We start from the raw sequence: 20,005 nt of genomic DNA on the forward strand, positions 1-20,005 counted from the left end.
TCGTGCGGCTATAATGCGCCTCCATGAACTTGCACAAAACGCTTGCCACGATCTTCGGCATGACCATGCTGTCCCGGATTACCGGCCTGATACGCGACGTATTGATTACCCGCGCATTCGGCGCCTCAGGCTACACCGACGCGTTCTTTGTCGCCTTCCGGATTCCCAATTTGCTGCGCCGCCTGTTTGCCGAGGGGGCGTTTGCCCAGGCATTTGTGCCGATTCTCGGGGAATATCGCAATCAGCGCGGTGAGACCGAAATCCGGCAACTGGTGGATCACGTCGGCACACTGTTGATCTGGGCCCTGCTGCTGACCTGCGTGGTCGGCGTGGTGGCGGCGCCACTGATCGTCTATCTGATGGCCACCGGCCTGAAAGCCAATCCGGCGGTGTTCAATACCACGGTGAACATGACCCGCATCATGTTTCCATATATTGGATTCATGTCGTTTGTCGCGCTGGCCGGCGGTATTCTCAACACCTGGCGGGAGTTTCGCATTCCCGCGTTCACGCCGGTGCTGCTCAATTTGTCCTTTATTGCCGCGTCGCTGCTGCTGGCGCCATGGTTGCCGCAACCAATCTACGCGCTGGCGATTGCGGTATTTTGCGGCGGACTGCTGCAGATGGCCATCCAGGTGCCGGCTCTGATCAAGATCGGGATGCTGCCGCACTTTCAGCTCAATCCGCGCTTTGCGCTGGCGGACCCTGGCGTGCGCCGGGTGCTGCGGCAGATGGCGCCGGCGACGTTTGCCGTGTCGGTCGCGCAGATCAGCCTGGTCGTCAACACCAATATTGCATCGCATCTGGAGGCCGGCAGCGTGTCCTGGCTGTCGTTTGCCGATCGGCTGATGGAGTTCCCTACCGCCCTGCTCGGCGTCGCGCTGGGGACCGTGCTGCTGCCGAGCCTGTCGAAAGCGCATGCCGATGGCGACCCACTGGAATATTCAGCGTTACTGGACTGGGGCTTGCGGCTGACGTTCCTGCTCGCGCTGCCGGCGGCGGTCGGTCTGGCGACGCTGTCCGAACCCTTGACCGCAACGCTGTTTCACTACGGTAAATTCGACGCACGCGCGGTGATGATGACCTCGCACGCACTGATCGCGTATGGGGTCGGCCTGATCGGACTGATCGTGGTCAAGATTCTTGCCCCGGGCTTTTATGCCAAACAGGACATCCGCACGCCGGTCAAGATCGCGGTGATTGTTCTGGTCGCCACGCAGTTGATGAATCTGGTGTTCGTGCCAAGGCTGGCATTGGCCGGGCTGGCCCTGTCAATCGGCCTGGGCGCCTGCCTGAATGCAGTGTTCCTGTATTGGGGATTGCGCCACCGTGGTATCTACGTGGCAAAGAAGGGCTGGGGCCTGTTCATGATCAAACTCACCGGCGCCCTGTTCCTGATGGGTGGCACGGCGCTGCTGGCGGCGGAACAATTTGACTGGATCGCGCTACAGGCCCATGCTGGCCTGCGCATTGGCGCGCTTTTCCTGGTGGTCGCGCTGTGTGCATTGGTGTATTTCGGGTCACTGGTGGCGATGGGGTTCCGACCGGGCGATTTCAAACGCAGCGCGACATGATCAAACCACTCGATTACTTTGCCGCCCTGGTCCAGCAAGAGGACAGTATCCCGCTGTTTGAAGCTGCCGTCGCACTCGCACAGGATGTCGAGCCGCAACTGGATTTGAGTGCGGTGCAAGCCGACGTCGACACGCTGGCCGCGCGCTTGCGCAGACGCCTGCCGGCCGACACGGCGCAAGTGCAAAAGCTGCGCATGCTGAATCATTATTTTTATCGCGAGCTCGGCTTCGGCAGCAACCTCAACAATTACTACGATCCGGAAAACAGCTACCTGCACCGGGTGCTGAAAACCCGCCACGGCATCCCGATCTCGCTGGCGCTGATTTACATCGAAATCGCGCAACAGATCGGGCTGGAGGTCAAAGGCATTTCGTTTCCCGGTCACTTCCTGATGAAGATGTCAGCGCCCAGCGGCGAGATCATCCTCGATCCGGTGAATGGATCAAGCTTGTCGCGCGAAGAACTGGAGGAGCGGCTGGAGCCATTTGTGGAACAGATTCGCAAGGCGGGAATCCCGTTGGCCGATTACCTGCAACCGGCGCCGCCGCGCGATATCCTGGTACGCATGCTGCGCAATCTGAAAACCCTGTTCATCGAACGTGAGCGCTGGCAGCGTTTGCTGGGCGTGCAGGAGCGCCTGCTCATCCTGCTGCCCGGCGATTTGGCGGAACGACGTGATCGCGGGCTGGCCTACGCCAATCTCGACTGCCCGAAGACCGCATTGCAGGATATCGAAGCCTATCTGGCGCAACGCCCGGATGCGGCCGATGCCGAGGTCCTGCGGCAGCGGCTGCCGCGCTTGCGCGACGCCAACCGCCGTCTCAACTAGATCGTCTGGCTCAGGCTTTGCCGCGGGCTTCGATCAATTCCCACTTTTCCAGCGCATCGAGCAACTCCGCGTCGAGCTTGGCAAAACGCTGATTGAGCCGTTGCAGCTCTTCCGGCTTCTGCTTGTACAGCTCCGGATCGGCCAATTGCGCCGAGACGATCTTCTGTTCCGATTCGAGCTGCGCAATCAGCAGCGGCAGCGCGTCAAGTTCGCGCTGCTCCTTGTAGCTCAATTTCTTTTGCTTCGGTGCGGCGGAAACCGGCTCGGCGGCTTTGGCTTCGGGCTTGACGCCTTTGCTCGAACCGGCTGACAGCGGCACGCGTCGCACCCGCTCCCAGTCGGTGTAGCCGCCGATGTATTCGCGCCACATGCCATCGCCCTCGGCCACGATCACCTGGGTCACGACATTGTCGAGGAAGGTGCGGTCATGGCTGACCAGGAATACCGTGCCGGTATATTCTTCCAGCAGTTCTTCGAGCAGTTCCAGCGTGTCGATATCGAGATCGTTGGTCGGCTCATCGAGCACCAGTACGTTGGCCGGCTTGGCAAACAGGCGCGCCAGCAGCAGCCGGTTGCGCTCGCCGCCCGACAGGGATTTCACCGGCGAACGGGCGCGCTCGGGCGCAAACAGGAAGTCGTTCAGATACGTCATCACATGCTTGCGCTGGCCGTTGATTTCGACCCAGTCGCTGCCCGGCGCGATGGTGTCAGCCAGGCTGTCATCCTCGTTCAATTGCGCGCGCATCTGGTCGAAGTACGCCACCTGCAGCTTGGTGCCCTGGCGGATGGTGCCGGAGTCAGGCTGCTCTTCGCCGAGAATCATTTTCAGCAAGGTGGTCTTGCCGGCGCCGTTCAAACCAATCAAACCCACCTTGTCGCCGCGCAGCAGCGTCGCGCTGAAATCGCGCACGATGACCTTCTCGCCATAGGACTTGTTGACGTTGTCGAGTTCGGCGACGATCTTGCCGGAGCGCTCCCCTGCCGACACATCAAGGCGTACCTGACCCTGCTGGTCGCGGCGCACACTGCGCGTCATGCGCAGGGCTTCGAGACGGCGCACCCGGCCTTCGTCGCGGGTACGGCGCGCCTGCACGCCCTTGCGGATCCAGACTTCTTCCTGCGCCAGGAATTTGTCGAACTTGGCGTTCTCGACTTCTTCGATCTCGAGCTGCTCGGCCTTGCGAATCTGGTAGGCGCTGAAATTGCCCGGAAATGACAGGATGCGGCCGCGATCGAGTTCGACGATGCGGGTGGCGACATTGTCGAGAAAACTCCGGTCATGGGTAATGAACAACACGCTGCCCTTGTAATCCCGCAGCAGTCCTTCCAGCCACAAGATCGAGGTGAAATCCAGGTGGTTGGTCGGCTCATCGAGCAGCAGTACGTCAGGCGTGCTGACCAGCGCGCAGGCCAGTGCGACCCGCTTCTGCATCCCGCCCGACAAGGTGCCCATCAACATGGTGGCATCGAGATTGAGGCGATCGAGCGTGGTCTCGACCTTGTTGTTCAGATTCCAGGCGTCGCCGGCATCGAGCTTGACCTGGATCTCATGCATGCGCTCCATCAGCGCCTCATCATCGTCGCCGCCGAACTGGCCGGTCAGCACATCGTATTCCTTGAGCAGCGCCTGCATTTCGCCCATGCCCGAGGCAACCGCATCGAACACCGAGATCGACTTGTCGAACTGCGGCTCCTGGTCGACGTAGGTGATCTTGACGCCCTGCTGCATCACCAGCAAACCGTCGTCCAGCTTCGACATGCCTGCCAGGACTTTCAGCAATGATGACTTGCCGGTGCCGTTACGGCCGATCAGGCCGACCCGCTCGGTGGTTTCCAGCGAAAATTCTGCACGGTCGAGCAAGGGAACGTGGCCGAATGCAAGTTGTGCATTGGATAAGGAGATGACTGCCATAAATGCCTGAAGTGGTAGGGTGACTGCGCGAGGCGCGATGCCGGTGAATCGATTGAGAGACGCAACAAGACCCGCATTGTACCGATTCCCGGCGCGCGACCCCGTCTGATTGTTGCAATGCAGTGCAGGTCGCGAAAATAAAGCCGCCGAGTATGCGAAAATGCGGGCTTCACGCCCCCGTAGCTCAGTGGATAGAGCGATCCCCTCCTGAATCAAATTGGGCATCGGTGTCCGAAAGGACCCGCATGAATGGAGTCAAATTCGGTGAACCCTGACAGGTCATGCTGTTGGCAACGCCGAGCCAAGCCCGCAACAGCGGGAAGGTGTAGAGACTAGACGGCTCCCGCCTGTAGCGCCCTGGCGCAATGGCGAAGGCATAGTCCAGACTGCAAACGGCACAGCCGGTGGCGAAAGCCATAGCGGGATGAAGGGATAGGTCACACGTTCGATCCGTGTCGGGGGCACCACCGGATCTGCCAGCGCGCATCATGCGCGACTGGCTTCATATGCCGCGGTCCGGCTTGGCCGACGCGGCCGTCGTTATATTTTTCCTGCCGCAGGCGCAGCGACAAAGTCCGGAATCGTCTCGATTTTCCCCAGCACGAACACAAACGAGATGATGCCGATCACCAGAATCACCCCGGCGACAAAGAACGCATTCGCAAACGAATTAGTGGCGCCGACAATGAAGCCGGTCACGATCGGTGCGGCCGCGCCCATCAGATTGTTGGCGAAATTCATGATGCCGCCGATGGTGCCGACCCCGCCCTTCGGTGCGATCAGCGAGGGCAAGGACCAGCCGACCGGCGCCGCCGATGCCAGGCCGCCGAGCGCGATCGAAATCCAGAAGATTGCCCAGACCGGGTCGGTGGTCTGGGTCGCGCCGAATACCGCCAGACCAAACAGCATGCCAACCACCAGCACGGTCTTTCTGACTTTCGAATCGTCGCGACCACGTGAAATCAAATGGTCGATCAGCCAGCCACCGACGAACAGATCCGTGGCCGTGGCCACCGCCCAGGGGATGGCCGAGTAGCCCGCAGATTTGAGAATACTCATGTGCATGGTTTGCACCAGATAGCCAGGCAACCAGGTCAGGAACAGGTAGAACGAGTACCCGTAGGCGCAGAACCCGATGGTCAGGCCCCATACCTTCACGTTACGCAGCAGGTAACCCAGCATCCCCATCGGACTGGCGCCGGACGGGCCCTCGACGGTCGCACCGCCGTCGCGGATGTAGCTGTACTCGGCCGGGCTGAGCCGGGTGTCCTGGCTTGGGTCACGGTACACAATGAAGAAGGCGATGAAATATAGAAAGCTCAGCGCCGCAGTCATCGCGAAACCCCAGCGCCAGCCCAGCATTACCACCGAAAAGGCGACCAGCGGCACACCGATCACATTCGAGAATTTGGCAGCGGCATCGAAAATAGCGGTTGCCAGCCCACGTTCATTGCGCGGAAACCAGTAGCCAGTCGCCTTGGAACTGACCGGAAACCCCGGCGCTTCGGCAATGCCGAGCAGCACCCGCGCCGCAAAGATGCCGGCAAACCCGCTGGCAAAGGCGGTGATCGTCGCCGCACAACCCCAGCAGAATGCCCCCCAGCGACCGACCCGGGTAACGCCGAAGCGGTCGAGAATCACGCCCGCCGGAATTTGCAACAAGGCATAGGACCAGAAAAACGCGCTGAACAACAGACCCAGTTCGACCGGACCAAGATTGAAGGCGTCCTTGATCTGGGGCGCGGCAACTGACAGGCTGATCCGATCGATGTAGTTGATCAATACGCCAATGCCGAGCAGGCTGCCGATACCCCAACGCCGGTTGGGAATTTTGTTTCCTGCGACTGATGCCATTGCTGTCTCCTGATTATTTTATGGTGGTGCGACTGGGGTGCTGCCTCGTCATGGCTGTGAACCGACCTTGAAGTGGCTGAGGATGCATTCGACGATCTGTTCCGGCGCCAGCGCGATGTCGACGCGCAGCCCTCGCTCATCCGCCATCAAGGGTTCCAGATCGCGAAACTGGCTGTCGAGCAACGCCACTGGCATGAAATGGCCGGAGCGACTTTGCATGCGCGCCGCGATCAGCGCACGACTGCCATCGAGATGAATGAAAATCAGCGCGGGATCGCCCTGGCGCAGGACGTCGCGGTAACGCCGCTTCAGCGACGAGCATGACAACACCAGCCCTCTTTCGGCCTGGCGGGCGACAGCGATGCGCTGTTGCAGGCATTTCAGCCAGGCTTCGCGGTCCGTATCGTCGAGCGGGGTCCCGGCGGCCATTTTTGTAATGTTGGCGGGCGGATGGTCGCTGTCGCCTTCGGCATAAGGCACGCCCAGACGGCCCGCCAGACGCGCACCGATCTCGCTCTTGCCGCAGCCGCTCACTCCCATCACCACCCAGCGTTGCGGAGGTTGCGGTGAAATGACTGCTGGCTGGCGCATGGCTGGACGAGGAGTTGGCTGGGTCATGTTCAATGGATAGAATGATTTTATGTTAGCGCTAACATCTGCCCGCATTTTAAGCCCATCGACCCGTTTGTAAAGCACTTTCAATGCGGCGACGCAACAGCCCGCTACCTCGCTATTACTTTGCTATTCCCGCGCGATTGACGATATCGCTGCCTGACAGACACGAGCGTGCCGAAAGAACCTATAGTCCTACCGTTGCCGACTTAGCGTGAAACGCCCCATATGACCATTCGCAAGCCCCGCCCGAGCCAATCCGAACGGGCCACGCTGGCCGACATTGCCTTTCGCGTCGGGGTCAGCAGCATTACCGTCTCGCGCGCGATCCACTCGCCGCAACTGGTATCGCTCGCGTTACGCCACAGGATTCAGGCGCTGATCGACGAGACCGGCTATGTCCCCAACCGTGCCGCCCGGGCGCTGGCACGGGCGCGCTCGGACAACGTCGTGGTGCTGATTCCGTCGCTGTCGAATACCGTCTTCACCGATGTGCTGGCGGGTGTGCGCGACGTGCTGCACGCACAGGGATACCGGACACTGATCGGCGACACGCGCTATTCCCCGGACGAGGAAGAAAATCTGTTTCGCGCCTACCAGGAGCATGCGCCCGACGGTGTCTTGCTGACTGGCTTTGACCAGACTCCGACACTGCAATCCATCTTGAAAAAGAGTGCCCTTCCGGTGGTGCACATGATGGAGCTCACCGAATCCGGTGCCTTCTGCGCAGGATCCGACCAGCGCGACGCCGGCTTCGCAATGGCCTCCCATCTGCTGGAGCGCGGGTATCGCCGCATCGGATTTCTGGGCGCCCAGCTCGATCCGCGCGTAATGCAGCGCCTGCAGGGATATCGCGATGCCTTGCGTGGCGCCGGCTTGCCCTATGAACGCGGCGAAATTCTCGATCCGACGCCGTCGTCGATCGGGCTCGGTGTCGGCATGCTTGGCCGTTTGCTGCTGCAAGCCCCTGACTGCGACGCGGTTTTTTGCTGCAATGATGATCTGGCGCTGGGGGTGCTGTTTGAAGCGCAACGACGCAACTTGCAGGTGCCGGGGCAACTTGCGGTGGCCGGCTTCAACGATCTGGCCGCGGCGGAGTGGGTCAGTCCGTCCCTGACCACCATTGCAACCCCACGCTATGAGATCGGCCATGCCGCGGCAACCATGCTGTTGCGACAAATGCAGGGCGAGGCGCCTGCCAATGCCAGCATCAACCTTGGCTATGCCTTGAAGGTCAGGGAAAGCACGTGAGGAACATGTCGGTCGGGATGTCATCAATAGGCTGTGCGCGCGCAACGCCCCACACACCGACACTGGCTATGATCAACCCCTGCATGCTTGCGCTGATGCTCCCCTCACCTCCGGCTCACGGTCATCATGGAAATTGAACTCAAGTTGCTGCTGGACCCCGACGACGTGCCCGCGCTGCGTGGTCATCCGCTGCTTGCCGCCTGCGCCAGCACCGCGCCATCGACCCACAAATTGCAGGCAACCTATTTCGACACCGCAGACCTTGCCGTGCGTGCCAGCGGCGCGAGCCTGCGCGTGCGGCGCATCGACGGCCATTGGGTGCAAACTTTCAAGGGGGGCGATGTTGTCTCCAGCGGTTTGCACAGCCGTGAGGAATGGGAATCGACGGTGACTTCGGCGCAGCCAGATCTGGCTGCACTACGTCAGCTGGTCGATCGAAAATCGCCATGGCGAAAATTGCTGCAGGCGCCCCAACTCGACGGGGCGTTGCGCCCGGTGTTCACCACCCGCATTGCGCGAACCAAATGGGACCTGGTCCTGCCCGAAGGCGACGAGGTCGAATGCGTGCTCGATCAGGGTCACCTCGAACACGATGGCGACACGGTGCCGATCAGTGAGATCGAGCTGGAGCTCAAATCCGGTGATCCGGCGCATTTGTTTGACTTTGCCCTCGCGCTGCAACATGACATCCCGCTGCAGGTGGGCAATCGTAGCAAGTCCGAACGCGGCTACGCGATGCTCGATCCATTGACTGCCCCGGCAGCCGTGCCCGCCGCTGCACTTGATTTATCCCGACCGATGGGTGTCATGCAAGCGTTTCGCGCCATCGTTGGCAATTGCCTGACGCAGATTCAATCGAATGCGCCAGGCGTCGTGGCAATGCAGGACGTCGAGAGCCTGCACCAGATGCGGGTTGGCTTGCGCCGATTGAATTCGGCGCTTGGCCTGTTCAACAGTCTGCGCCCACTGCCGGATGGTATCCAGCAAGAGCTCGACTGGCTTGGCACGCAGTTGGGGCCGGGCCGGGACTGGGACGTACTGGTGGAATCGACGCTCCCCGATGTGATCAGCGCGGTGCCCGACGCGGCGCTCGGCGAGGTCGCGACCGCGGCACAGAATGAGGCCAGACTGAAGCATCGGGACGCAGCGGCGGCAGTCGACTCGCAACGCTATCATCGGCTGTTATTGCAACTGGCGCGATGGATGCAGGACAGCGACATGGATGATCCTGATCGTGGCCAGTCGCAACAACTCCAGGCGTTCGCACGACGTGTGCTGAAAAAGAACCAGCGCCGGCTGGCGCGCCGCGGCAATCAGGTCCGCGGAACCGATGTGCGGGCCAGCCATCGGCTCAGGATTGCCGTTAAAAAAATGCGCTATGCGGTGGAGTTCTTTCAATCGCTGTATCCGGCCCGGCGTCTGCGCCAGTATCGGGGTCGGCTGACAGATTTGCAGGAGCAGCTCGGTTGGTACAACGATGTCACGGTGGCCGACAAACTGCTGGAACAGCTGCAACGGCGCCGACCGGTGCTGGCCAGCAGCATCGGCTTCACGCGCGGCTACCTGCATGCGCGCAGTCGCGATCAGTACAAGAATATTCGCAAGCGCGCCAGGAAATTGGCCGAAACCAAGCCCGATTTGTAACAGCCCGTGATTTGCCGGCGCAACGTGCGCCAGCGCACCGAGTGCGGTCCTGCCGCAGCCTAAGCTGCGACACATCAACAGGAGAAATCATGAAAATCACTTCAACTCTGGCCGCATCTGCACTGATCGCTTCAACCTTACTCGCTGGTTGCGCTACGCCTTATCAGCAACAACCGAATGTGCAATCGTATCCCGCTGCCAATACGCAGGGTTACAACACACAATACGGCGTGATCGATTCAATCCAGTCGACACGTGCGCCCAACAACTCCGGCCCTGGCATGGGCGCGGTTGTCGGTGGTGTCGTCGGTGGCCTGCTGGGTAACCAGGTCGGCGGCGGCAGCGGTCGCGCTGTAGCCACCGCTGCGGGCGTGGTCGGTGGTGCAGTGGTCGGTAATAACCTGGAAAAAAACAACCAGGCGCCAGGCCGCGAGCTGTATCAAATCGGCGTGCGTCTCGACAATGGTTCGTTTGAAACCATCAATGAAGAAAACATCGGCGACTTGCGTGTCGGTAATCGCGTACGCATCGAAAACGGCCGCGTCTACCGTTACTGATCACTCGGCGTCGGGCTGCAGGGCTGGCATCGCCAGCCTGAATGCGTCACGCTCGACGCAGGCTTGATTGATGCGCAGCAGCGTTGGCATTGCCGACATATCGCAGTTGAAGCGCTGCGCATTCCACAACTGTGGCACCAGACAGCAATCGGCCAACGTTGGCGTATCGCCAAAACAGAACTGCCCGACCCGTGGGTCGCGCGCAAGACTGACCTCCAGCGCTGCCAACCCCTGTTCACACCAATGCCTGTACCAGGCATTTTTTTCGTCTTCGGTGTGATGCAGGTCGCGCACCAGATAACGCAAGACCCGCAGATTGTTGACGGGATGGATGTCGCACGCAATCGCCAACGCAATGCCACGCACCCAGGCGCGATCGGCCGCTCCGGTGGGCAGTAACGGTGGTGTCGGGTACGCTTCATCCAGGTATTCGATGATCGCCAGTGACTGCGTCAGCAGCAGTGGCGGCGCCTGACTGTCGTCCACCAGGGCCGGGACCAGTCCGTCCGGATTGAGCGCCCTGTATGCCGGCGTCAGTTGCTGCCCGCCGTCCCGCACCAGATTCACGCCGACCGACTCGTACTGCAAGCCTTTCAGGTTCAACGCAATCCGCACCCGGAACGATGCCGAACTGCGAAAGTACTCATGCAGTTTCATTCCCGCCCCCCGTCCACGATGCGCAATTGCAGTGCGCCCAACCCATCGATGCTGCCCACCAGCACATCGCCGCACACCACTGCCCCAACGCCCTCGGGCGTGCCGGTAAAGATCAGATCACCCGGCTGCAGCGCAAACAACGTCGACAATTGCGCAATGGTCTCGTCAACCGACCAGATCATCTGATCGAGGGTGCTGTGCTGACGCACCTGGCCATTGACGCCAAGACTGATCGCACCGGTCGGAACCGTCCGATGCAGCGGACCAATCGGCGCCGAATGATCGAAACCTTTCGCGGTGCTCCAGGGACGCCCATGTTTCTTTGACTCGGCCTGCAGATCGCGACGGGTCATGTCCAGACCGATGGCGTAGCCCCAGATATGTGACGCCGCGTCAGCCACCGCGATATCGCGGCCGCCTTTGCCAATCGCAACCACCAGTTCGATTTCATGATGCAGATCGCGGGTAGCCGAGGGATACGGCATGGTGCCGACACTCCCCTGCGCGACCGGCACCACGGCATCGGCCGGCTTGGTGAAAAAGAACGGCGCCTCGCGCCCGGTGCCGCCCATTTCCCTTGCATGCGCGGCGTAATTGCGCCCGACGCAATAAATCCGGTGCACCGGAAACAGGTCGGCCGACCCGGCGACGGTCAAAGCGGGTTGGGGTAAGGGAGGAAATACAAAAGACATCGCGACTCCTTGTGAATGTTGTTGAGTATGCCATCCCGCGCAAAAAAAATCGCCGCGCAGGCAAGCCGGCGCGGCGATGGTGCAAGACATGGCCAACTGGTCAGCCTTCGCCCAGATACGCTTCCTTGACGCGCGGATCATTGAGCATTTCGGAGGCCACGCCGGTCATCGTGATCAAGCCGGAATCCATCACATAGCCGCGATGGGCCGCCTGCAAGGCGAGCTTGGCGTTCTGCTCGACCAGCAAGATCGTCACACCCTGCGCCGAAACATTGCGCACGACTTCAAAGATCTTCTCAACCATGATCGGCGACAGTCCCATCGATGGCTCATCAAGCAGCAACAGCTTGGGATGGCTCATCAGCGCCCGCGCCATGGCGAGCATCTGCTGCTCGCCGCCGGACAGGGTGCCGGCCATCTGGGCGGAACGTTCTTTCAGGCGCGGAAAAATCCCGAACCATTTGTCGATATCGGCAGCGATGCCGGCCTTGTCATTGCGGGTGTAGGCGCCCATCTGCAAGTTCTCGAAAATCGACATGCGGGTAAACACCCCGCGGCCCTCCGGCACCATGGCCAGATTGCGCTTGACCAGATCGAACGAGCCGATTCCCTTGATTGCCTGACCCGCATAGTCGATATGTCCCTCGACACGGCAGTTCGGCAAGGTGCCGGTGATCGCCTTGAGGGTGGTGGTCTTGCCAGCGCCATTGGCGCCGATGAGCGTGATCAATTCGCCCTGATTGACTTCGAGGTCGATCCCCTTGACGGCCTGAATGCCGCCGTAGGCCACTTTCAGGCCCGTGATCTTGAGAATGTTTGCTGACACGTTGACACCGCTTTCATTGGCTGACATTAGTGCGACCCTCCCAGATAGGCCTCAATCACGGCAGGATTCTTCTGGACGTCGGAGGGCACGCCTTCCGCAATCGGCTTGCCGTAATCGAGCACCGTGATGCGATCGCACAATCCCATGACCAGCTTGACGTCATGCTCGATCAGCAAAATGGTTTTGCCTTCACTCTTGATCTTCACCAGCAGTTCGCGCAGGGCCAGTTTTTCGGTCGCGTTCATGCCGGCAGCAGGCTCATCCAGCGCCAGCAACTGCGGATCGGTGGCCAGCGCGCGGGCAATTTCGAGACGACGTTGGTCGCCGTAGGAAAGATGCCGCGCCGTGCGCTCGGCAAAGCGGGCGATGCCAACGAAATCCAGCAATTCCATGGCGCGCTTGCGAATATTGGCTTCTTCTTCGCGCGCCGCCTTGTAGCGCAAGACGGCGCCCAGCACGCCCTGATGGGTACGCACGTGGCGCCCGACCATGACGTTTTCGAGTGCGGTCATTTCACCAAACAGGCGAATGTTCTGGAAGGTGCGCGCAATGCCGGCCTTGGCGACTTCATACGGGGCCGACGGCGAATACGGCTTGCCGGCCAGCTCAAACGTGCCGCTGTCGGCCTGGTACAAGCCGGTGATGACGTTGAAGAAGGTGGTCTTGCCGGCGCCATTCGGCCCGATCAGACCGTAAATCTGCCCCTTGGTAATCTTCATGTTGACATCGGACAGCGCCTGCAGGCCGCCGAAACGCTTCGCCACACCGGCGATATTGAGGATGATTTGTTCGCTCATGATTGTCCTTATGCCGCCACGATGCCGGTAGCCTGATTGCGGCTGTCACTGTCGCCGTCGGGACGGTCCTCGTGTTTCGGTGCGGGCCACAATCCGGCCGGTCGGCTCAGCATGATGACCACCATCGCCAGGCCGTACAGCAACTGGCGCAGCACTTCAGCATCGACCCAGACATGGCCGAACAGCGCCATCTGCACCGGCTCGACGGTATGGCGCAGCACCTCCGGCAATGCCGCCAGGATGATGCCGCCGAGGACGACGCCGGGAATATGGCCCATGCCGCCCAGCACCACCATCGCCAGCACCGCAATCGACTCGGTCAGCGAGAACGATTCCGGCGAGACAAAGCCCTGAAATGCAGCGAACATCGAGCCGGCCACGCCGCCAAAGGACGCGCCCATGGCAAACGCCAGCAGCTTGATGTTGCGGGTATTGATGCCCATCGCCTTGGCGGCAATTTCATCTTCGCGGATCGCTACCCATGCACGCCCCAGGCGCGAGTTCTGCAACCGGATCGAGACAAAGATGATGCCGATGCACAGCGCCAGGAACAGAAAATAATAGGCATTCACCGACGGCATCGAAAAATTGCCGATGATGACATTGGCGCGCGAGCCAGGCTCGCCTGCCAGCGAGACACCGAAGATGCGGATCGGATCGATCAGGTTGATGCCTTGCGGGCCATTGGTGATGTTGACCGGGCCGTTCAGGTTGTTCATGAAAATACGAATGATTTCACCGAAGCCGAGCGTGACGATGGCCAGGTAATCGCCGCGCAATTTCAGCGTCGGCGCACCGAGCAACGCACCGAACACGCCAGCCAGCAGCGCCCCAAGCGGGACGATGAACCAGACTGACAGGTGAATGCCATGCTGCGTGATCTCCGGCCCGAACAAGGCGACCAGCGCCGTGCCGATGGCCGGGTACTGATTGACGAACGATTCGAGCACCACCGCAAACTGGGGCGACGCCAGCAGCGCCGTCATGTACGCGCCGAGCGCGTAGAACGCGATGTAGCCCAGATCCAGCAGACCGGCGAAGCCGACCACGATGTTCAGTCCCAGCGCCAACATGATGTAGAGCAGCGCGAAGTCCATGATGCGGACCCACGAATTGCCGTAGTTCTGCGCAAAAAACGGGAACGCGATGATGATCAGCGCAATGATTGCCAGGCTGGTGTACGCCTTGCGCGGATTGTTTTTGGTATCAAAATAATTGGCCATGAGTGCGCTCCTTAAGCCCGGTCAGCAACGCGTTCGCCCATCAGACCGGACGGTCGCAGCGTCAGGACGATGATCAACACCACGAAGGCAAAAATATCCTGGTAATGGCTGCCGAGGAAGCCGCCGGTCAGTTCGCCGATATAACCAGCGCCCAGACTCTCAATCAGTCCCAGCAAGATCCCGCCCAGCATGGCGCCGTAAATATTGCCGATGCCGCCCAGCACTGCCGCCGAAAACGCTTTCAGGCCAGGCACGAATCCCATCGCGAATTGCGCCGATGCGTAGGTCGCGCCCCACATCACTCCCGCCACGGCGGCCAGCGCCGCACCGATGGCGAAGGTCATCACGATCACGGCATTGGAGTCCACCCCCATCAGCCCGGCCACGCGCGGGTTTTCGGCAGTGGCGCGCATGGCGCGGCCCATCTTGGTTTTTTCAACAAGAATCACGAGGCCCAGCATCGACAGGCTGGCCAGGACCAGCAACATGACCTGGGTCGGCGTGATCAGCGCGCCGAGAATATGGAAGGACTCCGCCGAGATAACTTGTGGGAACAGCACCGGACTGCGGCCCCAGATCATCATTGCAAAGGTTTGCAGCAGGATCGACACGCCAATGGCGGTGATCAACGGTGCCAGCCGGGGCGCATTGCGCAGGCGACGATAAGCCACCCGTTCAATCAGCAGATTGACCGCGACGCAAATCGGAATCGCGCCACCAATGGCGATGATAACCTTGACCACACCAGGCAGATCGGGCGCGACGCTCTGGACAATTTTGAGAATCGTGACGCCCGCCAGGGCGCCAATCATCAGCACGTCGCCATGGGCAAAATTAATCAGGTTCAGCACGCCGTAAACCATCGTGTAACCGAGTGCGATCAGCGCATACATGCTGCCTAGCACCAGGCCATTGATGATTTGCTGGATAAAGGTATCCATAATTTGCATCTTTCCAAAGTGACCGGAGAAAACCGGTGTGATCAATAAACAGCGATGGCCTGAGACCCATCACAGGGAATCAGCCGGACAGACTGGTGCTACCGTTGAGTCTTGTTTCTGGTGGCGAATGATGTCAGGGCAAACCTGGGACATCCGGGGAATGTGATGTGCATGAAGCCGTGTCTCCTGAATATTTGTGCCAGTGCCTGACGGCCTGGTTTTGTACGGCGTCGCGAACTCTGACCTGCATTGAGTGCAGGAAGTTCGGCGTTGCAAAACTGCCTGATTTTAATTGTATAAATGAATAACATTCAAACAATTTATTCCGTTGTCCGATAATAACGAGGAAGCCTAAGAACTTACAACGGAAAACTTGCTGCTATCCAGAATTTAGTTTTGATCTGCCCGAATGCCGCTCAGCCCCTTGGGCATCGGAAATGTGACGTGTTCTTCCACGCCATCAAGCACACGCACGCTGTTGACGCCGCATTCCTTCAAGCGGGTGATGACCGCCTGCACCAGCAGTTCCGGAGCGGACGCGCCGGCGGTGACCCCGATGCGGCGCTTGCCGGTCAACCAGGCCGGATCAATTTGCCCGGCGTTATCGACCATGAACGCCTGCACCCCTTTTTTCTCGGCGACTTCACGCAAGCGATTCGAATTCGAGCTGTTTGGGCTGCCGACCACGATCACCAGCTCCACTTGTGGGGCCATGAACTTGACGGCTTCCTGCCGGTTGGTTGTGGCATAGCAGATATCGGCTTTTTTGGGTTCGGCGATATCCGGGAAACGGTACTTTAGCGCAGCGATGATGTCAGCCGTATCGTCTACCGACAGCGTGGTTTGCGAAACGAACGCCAGCATGTCTGGCCGGGCGACGTCCAGCTGTGCGACGTCGTCAATGGTTTCGACCAGATACATGCCCTGCTCGGACTGGCCCATCGTCCCTTCGACTTCGGGATGACCGTCGTGGCCGATCATGATGATTTCCCGGCCTTCGCGACGCATCTTGGCCACTTCCATATGCACCTTGGTCACCAGCGGACAGGTTGCATCGAAAATCAGCAAGCCGCGTTCCAGTGCTTCCGCCTGCACGGCCTTCGAGACACCGTGTGCGGAAAACACCACTGTTTGCCCGGTCGGCACGTCGGCCAGCTCCTCGATGAAGATGGCGCCCTTGTTGCGCAAGTCGTCCACCACGTAGGCATTGTGGACGATCTCGTGACGCACATAAATGGGGGCGCCAAACTGGATCAAGGCCCGTTCGACAATCTCGATCGCGCGGTCGACGCCGGCACAAAAACCGCGCGGTTGCGCCAACAGGATTTCTTTGTTTTCAGTCATGACGAAGCCTCGTGCGACACGCACACATTAAAGAATACCAATGATTTTTACCTCAAATTTCAGTGCCTGACCGGCCAGCGGATGATTGAAATCAAACACCGTGTCGTCACCGTCAAGTTCCCGCAAGACACCGGCAAATCGGCCGCCGCCGGGGGCATTGAATTCAACCACGTCGCCGACGCTGTACTGCTCGCCAAACTGCGAGTTTTCAGCCAGCGTGGCCTGGGAAACACGTTGAATCAGATCTGGATTGCGTGGCCCGAATGCCTGCTCCGCAGGCAGCTCGAACACCTGATGCACGCCCTCGCCCAAGCCGATCAGCTGCGACTCGAGAAATGGAGCCAGTTGGCCGCTGCCCAGTTGCAGCGTCGCTGGATTGCCATCGAACGTGGTGACGATTTCCTGACCATCGGCCGCAGCAAGGCGGTAGTGCAAAGTCAGATAAGCCCCGGCAGTGACCACCGGCTGTGTGGTATTCGACATCAAACAATCCTGAAAAGCAAAAGAGTCGCCATTTTAAGCCACGATCCAACCAAGGGTCGCGGCTTTCTTGCCGGACGGCGTACGATCAGCCATCTTGCCGACGGGAGATGCAAGCAATGCCAATTCCTGACTGGCCGCGCGACCAGCGGCCGCGCGAACGCCTGATTTGTCACGGGGCGGCTGCCCTGTCGGACGCCGAGTTGCTGGCCGTATTCTTGCGCGTCGGCGTGGCCGGAAAGACAGCGGTGGATCTGGCGCGCGACATGGTGACGCACTTCGGCTCGTTGCGCGGCCTGTTTCATGCAAGCGTGGAGCAGTTCTCCGAATTGCATGGACTGGGCCCGGCCAAGTTTGCGCAACTTCAAGCGGTGATGGAACTCGCCAAACGCGCATTGGCCGAAGAGCTCAGGAGCGGCATCGCGCTACAGTCGCCGCAACTGGTGCAGCGCTATTTGCAGCATCTGCTCGCCGGTAAGGCGCACGAGTGTTTCCTCGTGCTGTATGTCGACGTGCAAAATCGTTTGATCGCGACCGAGGAAATGGCACGCGGCACGGTGACACATGCGAGTGTGCATGCGCGCGAGATCGTCAAGGCGGCGCTGCGTCACAACGCCGCGGCCGTTTTTCTGGCACACAATCACCCCTCCGGCGTACCGACACCAAGTAAAAGCGACCTGGCACTGACACAGCGTCTCAAACAGGCACTGGACCTCATCGAGGTCAAGGTGCTCGACCATTTTGTGGTCGCCGGTAATCTGGCGTATTCCTTCGCCACACACGGCGAGCTGTAGGGAGGTTTTTTCCGGCAGGCTAAATTGTGACTTTTTTTCTTATGCAGAAGACACAGTTGTTTTTCGCAAGTCGTTGAATAAGCTCGTTTTTTTGGTTATACTCACTTTTTTTCCAATTTCGGAAATATTTAAGGAGTGAGATATGGCACGTGTTTGCCAAGTCACTGGGAAAAAGCCGATGGTCGGCAACAATGTTTCCCATGCAAACAACAAGACGAAACGCCGCTTTTTGCCGAACTTGCAAAGACGCCGCATTTTTGTCGAATCCGAGAATCGCTGGGTTTCCCTGCGCCTGTCCAACGCTGGTTTGCGTGTCATCGACAAACTCGGCATCGACGCCGTGCTGGTTGACATGCGCGCGCGCGGCGAAAAAGTCTAACTAGCAGAATAAAGAGGAATCATCATGGCTAAATCTGGCCGCGACAAAATCAAGCTGGAATCGACCGCAGGCACGGGTCACTTCTACACGACCACCAAGAACAAGCGCACCACGCCTGAAAAAATGTCGATCATGAAGTTCGACCCGAAAGCGCGTAAGCATGTTGAGTACAAGGAAACCAAGATCAAGTAATTTGATCCTGTGTTTGCCGAGAACGACCGAAGCCGTTTGCTGATGCAGACGGCTTTTTTTTGCCTCGGCGCGGAACCAGTGGCAAAAAAAAGCGACTCCCAAGGGAGTCGCTTTTTCAGTTCAGCGACCTGCAGCAGGTCGTCAGCGCAATCGCATCAAGCGTAACTGCGCAAACGCAGCGAAAAGTCCTGCAATCCCTTGATGCCCGACGCCTCGGCGCGACTGCACCAATCTTGCAACTGATGCAGCAATTGATCGCGACTGCTGTGCGAACGCTCCCAGATGGCACTGAGTTCGCTGCGCATTTCATGCATCGTTTGCAATGGCTTGCTGTGTGCGAACAACTCGCGCAACTGCTGTTGCTGGGTCAGGCCAAGTTTGGCCGGTTCGCGATGCAACAGGCGTTTCGATGACTTCAGGAAGCCGGATTCGAGCTTGGCCTTGCTGCGCAAATGTTCCAGCTCGTCGTGCCAGGTCGCCTTGATCGACTTCGCATACTTGGCCATGACTTCGTAGCGGTTGGAAATCACCGACTGCAGCGTATCAAAATCGGCAGCCATTTTTTGACGATCAAATTTTGGCGCCGGCGCTATCTTCTTGACCTTGGCCAGCCCGACCATTTCCATCATGCGGATATACATCCAGCCAATGTCGAATTCATACCACTTCGACGACAGCTTGGCCGAGGTACCAAAGGTGTGGTGATTGTTATGCAGTTCTTCGCCGCCAATCAGGATGCCGAATGGGATGATGTTGCGTGAGGCGTCGGCGCAATCGTAATTGCGATAACCCCAGTAATGGCCGATGCCATTGATGATGCCGGCTGCGGTGATCGGAATCCACATCATCTGGACTGCCCACACCGTCATGCCCAACACACCAAACAGCAGCACGTCGATGATCATCATCAAGCCAACGCCCTGCCAGCTGAAGCGCGTGTACAGGTTGTGTTCGATCCAGTCGTCAGGCGTGCCGTGACCGTACTTTTCGATAGTCTCCATGTTCTTGGACTCGGCGCGATACATTTCCGAGCCGGTCAGGAGAACGTTCTTGATACCGCGCGTCACCGGGCTATGCGGATCGTCGACGGTTTCGCATTTGGCGTGGTGCTTGCGGTGAATCGCCGCCCATTCCTTGGTGACCATGCCTGAGGTCAGCCAGATCCAGAAACGGAAAAAATGACTTGGCAACGGATGCAAGTCCAGCGCCCGGTGGGCCTGATGACGGTGCAGATAAATGGTGACGCCGGCAATCGTGATGTGCGTGACGACCATCGTATAGATGAATACCTGCCAGTTACTTGCGCCGGTCAGGCCATGCATCAGGAAATTGAGAACCGCGTTGAAAACTGTGTCCAAAGTAGCACTACTCCAAGGTTATGAGATTGGCTGCCGGTGACGCCGAAAGGGCGATCCTGCATATCCTGATTTTGCTCGCGATTGTACG

General features: G+C 59.4%; 20 protein-coding genes. 8 read left to right on the forward strand and 12 right to left on the reverse strand.

Annotation, left to right across the window (positions count from 1 at the left end; genetic code table 11):
• Positions 1-23: 23 nt before the first annotated feature.
• Positions 24-1,574 (forward strand): murein biosynthesis integral membrane protein MurJ, encoded by a 1,551-nt coding sequence (gene murJ / locus RCH09_RS07495; protein ID WP_326940438.1) that lies wholly within the window; start codon positions 24-26, stop codon positions 1,572-1,574.
• Positions 1,571-2,404, forward strand: a complete 834-nt coding sequence (locus RCH09_RS07500) for a SirB1 family protein (protein WP_326940439.1) — start codon at positions 1,571-1,573, stop codon at positions 2,402-2,404. The genes murJ and RCH09_RS07500 overlap by 4 nt, the downstream gene beginning before the upstream one ends.
• A 10-nt stretch (positions 2,405-2,414) precedes the next feature.
• Here the strand turns inward: RCH09_RS07500 and RCH09_RS07505 are convergent, their stop codons facing one another.
• The 3 genes from RCH09_RS07505 to RCH09_RS07515 form a co-directional block, all read right to left on the reverse strand.
• Positions 2,415-4,316, reverse strand: a complete 1,902-nt coding sequence (locus tag RCH09_RS07505) for an ATP-binding cassette domain-containing protein (RefSeq protein ID WP_326940440.1) — start codon at positions 4,314-4,316, stop codon at positions 2,415-2,417.
• A gap of 540 nt (positions 4,317-4,856) precedes the next feature.
• The gene (locus tag RCH09_RS07510; protein ID WP_326940441.1) at positions 4,857-6,170 is read right to left on the reverse strand and encodes an MFS transporter; all 1,314 of its coding nucleotides are present in this window, start codon (positions 6,168-6,170) and stop codon (positions 4,857-4,859) included.
• 48 nt (positions 6,171-6,218) lie between these two features.
• The gene (locus RCH09_RS07515; RefSeq protein WP_326940483.1) at positions 6,219-6,710 is read right to left on the reverse strand and encodes a gluconokinase; all 492 of its coding nucleotides are present in this window, start codon (positions 6,708-6,710) and stop codon (positions 6,219-6,221) included.
• 300 nt (positions 6,711-7,010) lie between these two features.
• Here RCH09_RS07515 and RCH09_RS07520 point away from each other — a divergent pair, with 300 nt between their 5' ends.
• The 3 genes from RCH09_RS07520 to RCH09_RS07530 all read left to right on the forward strand — a co-directional run bounded on the left by RCH09_RS07520 (position 7,011) and on the right by RCH09_RS07530 (position 10,234).
• Positions 7,011-8,033, forward strand: a complete 1,023-nt coding sequence (locus RCH09_RS07520) for a LacI family DNA-binding transcriptional regulator (protein WP_326940442.1) — start codon at positions 7,011-7,013, stop codon at positions 8,031-8,033.
• Between the two features lie 126 nt (positions 8,034-8,159).
• Entirely contained in the window at positions 8,160-9,677 is a 1,518-nt protein-coding gene (locus RCH09_RS07525; protein WP_326940443.1) for a CYTH and CHAD domain-containing protein, read from the forward strand.
• Between the two features lie 89 nt (positions 9,678-9,766).
• Positions 9,767-10,234, forward strand: coding sequence for a glycine zipper 2TM domain-containing protein (locus tag RCH09_RS07530; protein ID WP_326940444.1), 468 nt, complete (start codon positions 9,767-9,769; stop codon positions 10,232-10,234).
• Here the strand turns inward: RCH09_RS07530 and maiA are convergent, their stop codons facing one another.
• From maiA to RCH09_RS07570, 8 genes are all read right to left on the reverse strand, one after another.
• Positions 10,235-10,891 carry a maleylacetoacetate isomerase gene (gene maiA, locus RCH09_RS07535; protein ID WP_326940445.1) on the reverse strand — a complete coding sequence of 219 codons (657 nt, stop codon included), beginning with the start codon at positions 10,889-10,891 and terminating at the stop codon, positions 10,235-10,237.
• Positions 10,888-11,583, reverse strand: a complete 696-nt coding sequence (locus RCH09_RS07540; RefSeq protein WP_326940446.1) for a fumarylacetoacetate hydrolase family protein — start codon at positions 11,581-11,583, stop codon at positions 10,888-10,890. The genes maiA and RCH09_RS07540 overlap by 4 nt, the downstream gene beginning before the upstream one ends.
• Positions 11,584-11,683: 100 nt before the next feature.
• The gene (locus RCH09_RS07545; protein ID WP_326940484.1) at positions 11,684-12,409 is read right to left on the reverse strand and encodes an ABC transporter ATP-binding protein; all 726 of its coding nucleotides are present in this window, start codon (positions 12,407-12,409) and stop codon (positions 11,684-11,686) included.
• A gap of 26 nt (positions 12,410-12,435) precedes the next feature.
• Complete coding sequence (locus tag RCH09_RS07550; protein ID WP_326940447.1) at positions 12,436-13,206, reverse strand: ABC transporter ATP-binding protein; 771 nt, start codon at positions 13,204-13,206, stop codon at positions 12,436-12,438.
• Between the two features lie 8 nt (positions 13,207-13,214).
• Positions 13,215-14,429, reverse strand: a complete 1,215-nt coding sequence (locus RCH09_RS07555; RefSeq protein ID WP_326940448.1) for an ABC transporter permease subunit — start codon at positions 14,427-14,429, stop codon at positions 13,215-13,217.
• An 11-nt stretch (positions 14,430-14,440) separates the two neighbouring features.
• Positions 14,441-15,370, reverse strand: coding sequence for a branched-chain amino acid ABC transporter permease (locus RCH09_RS07560; protein WP_326940449.1), 930 nt, complete (start codon positions 15,368-15,370; stop codon positions 14,441-14,443).
• Positions 15,371-15,760: 390 nt separating this feature from the next.
• Positions 15,761-16,714: a 4-hydroxy-3-methylbut-2-enyl diphosphate reductase gene (ispH, locus tag RCH09_RS07565; RefSeq protein WP_326940450.1), complete on the reverse strand. Its 954-nt coding sequence runs from the start codon at positions 16,712-16,714 to the stop codon at positions 15,761-15,763.
• Between the two features lie 27 nt (positions 16,715-16,741).
• The gene (locus RCH09_RS07570) at positions 16,742-17,197 is read right to left on the reverse strand and encodes an FKBP-type peptidyl-prolyl cis-trans isomerase (RefSeq protein ID WP_326940451.1); all 456 of its coding nucleotides are present in this window, start codon (positions 17,195-17,197) and stop codon (positions 16,742-16,744) included.
• Between the two features lie 116 nt (positions 17,198-17,313).
• Between RCH09_RS07570 and radC the strand changes: the two genes are divergently transcribed.
• The 3 genes from radC (at position 17,314) to rpmG (ending at position 18,559) form a co-directional block, all read left to right on the forward strand.
• Positions 17,314-17,988, forward strand: coding sequence for a RadC family protein (gene radC / locus RCH09_RS07575; protein WP_326940452.1), 675 nt, complete (start codon positions 17,314-17,316; stop codon positions 17,986-17,988).
• A 142-nt stretch (positions 17,989-18,130) separates the two neighbouring features.
• Positions 18,131-18,367, forward strand: coding sequence for a 50S ribosomal protein L28 (rpmB, locus tag RCH09_RS07580; RefSeq protein ID WP_040726403.1), 237 nt, complete (start codon positions 18,131-18,133; stop codon positions 18,365-18,367).
• A 24-nt stretch (positions 18,368-18,391) separates the two neighbouring features.
• Positions 18,392-18,559, forward strand: a complete 168-nt coding sequence (rpmG, locus tag RCH09_RS07585) for a 50S ribosomal protein L33 (RefSeq protein WP_014005218.1) — start codon at positions 18,392-18,394, stop codon at positions 18,557-18,559.
• Positions 18,560-18,714: 155 nt separating this feature from the next.
• Here rpmG and RCH09_RS07590 read toward each other — a convergent pair whose 3' ends face one another.
• Positions 18,715-19,881, reverse strand: coding sequence for a DesA family fatty acid desaturase (locus RCH09_RS07590; RefSeq protein ID WP_326940485.1), 1,167 nt, complete (start codon positions 19,879-19,881; stop codon positions 18,715-18,717).
• Between the last annotated feature and the right edge of the window lie 124 nt (positions 19,882-20,005).

Origin of the sequence: Actimicrobium sp. GrIS 1.19 (assembly GCF_035984655.1) — a bacterium.
GTDB lineage: Bacteria > Pseudomonadota > Gammaproteobacteria > Burkholderiales > Burkholderiaceae_D > Actimicrobium.

What these genes read in the sequence shown, in the direction of transcription:
- murJ (WP_326940438.1), top strand. Translation starts at nt 24, where the DNA reads ATGAACTTGCACAAAACGCTTGCCACGATCTTCGGCATGACCATGCTG.
- RCH09_RS07500 (WP_326940439.1), top strand. Translation starts at nt 1,571, where the DNA reads ATGATCAAACCACTCGATTACTTTGCCGCCCTGGTCCAGCAAGAGGAC.
- RCH09_RS07505 (WP_326940440.1), bottom strand. Translation starts at nt 4,316, where the DNA reads ATGGCAGTCATCTCCTTATCCAATGCACAACTTGCATTCGGCCACGTT.
- RCH09_RS07510 (WP_326940441.1), bottom strand. Translation starts at nt 6,170, where the DNA reads ATGGCATCAGTCGCAGGAAACAAAATTCCCAACCGGCGTTGGGGTATC.
- RCH09_RS07515 (WP_326940483.1), bottom strand. Translation starts at nt 6,710, where the DNA reads ATGGGAGTGAGCGGCTGCGGCAAGAGCGAGATCGGTGCGCGTCTGGCG.
- RCH09_RS07520 (WP_326940442.1), top strand. Translation starts at nt 7,011, where the DNA reads ATGACCATTCGCAAGCCCCGCCCGAGCCAATCCGAACGGGCCACGCTG.
- RCH09_RS07525 (WP_326940443.1), top strand. Translation starts at nt 8,160, where the DNA reads ATGGAAATTGAACTCAAGTTGCTGCTGGACCCCGACGACGTGCCCGCG.
- RCH09_RS07530 (WP_326940444.1), top strand. Translation starts at nt 9,767, where the DNA reads ATGAAAATCACTTCAACTCTGGCCGCATCTGCACTGATCGCTTCAACC.
- maiA (WP_326940445.1), bottom strand. Translation starts at nt 10,891, where the DNA reads ATGAAACTGCATGAGTACTTTCGCAGTTCGGCATCGTTCCGGGTGCGG.
- RCH09_RS07540 (WP_326940446.1), bottom strand. Translation starts at nt 11,583, where the DNA reads ATGTCTTTTGTATTTCCTCCCTTACCCCAACCCGCTTTGACCGTCGCC.
- RCH09_RS07550 (WP_326940447.1), bottom strand. Translation starts at nt 13,206, where the DNA reads ATGAGCGAACAAATCATCCTCAATATCGCCGGTGTGGCGAAGCGTTTC.
- RCH09_RS07555 (WP_326940448.1), bottom strand. Translation starts at nt 14,429, where the DNA reads ATGGCCAATTATTTTGATACCAAAAACAATCCGCGCAAGGCGTACACC.
- RCH09_RS07560 (WP_326940449.1), bottom strand. Translation starts at nt 15,370, where the DNA reads ATGGATACCTTTATCCAGCAAATCATCAATGGCCTGGTGCTAGGCAGC.
- ispH (WP_326940450.1), bottom strand. Translation starts at nt 16,714, where the DNA reads ATGACTGAAAACAAAGAAATCCTGTTGGCGCAACCGCGCGGTTTTTGT.
- RCH09_RS07570 (WP_326940451.1), bottom strand. Translation starts at nt 17,197, where the DNA reads ATGTCGAATACCACACAGCCGGTGGTCACTGCCGGGGCTTATCTGACT.
- radC (WP_326940452.1), top strand. Translation starts at nt 17,314, where the DNA reads ATGCCAATTCCTGACTGGCCGCGCGACCAGCGGCCGCGCGAACGCCTG.
- rpmB (WP_040726403.1), top strand. Translation starts at nt 18,131, where the DNA reads ATGGCACGTGTTTGCCAAGTCACTGGGAAAAAGCCGATGGTCGGCAAC.
- rpmG (WP_014005218.1), top strand. Translation starts at nt 18,392, where the DNA reads ATGGCTAAATCTGGCCGCGACAAAATCAAGCTGGAATCGACCGCAGGC.
- RCH09_RS07590 (WP_326940485.1), bottom strand. Translation starts at nt 19,881, where the DNA reads ATGCATGGCCTGACCGGCGCAAGTAACTGGCAGGTATTCATCTATACG.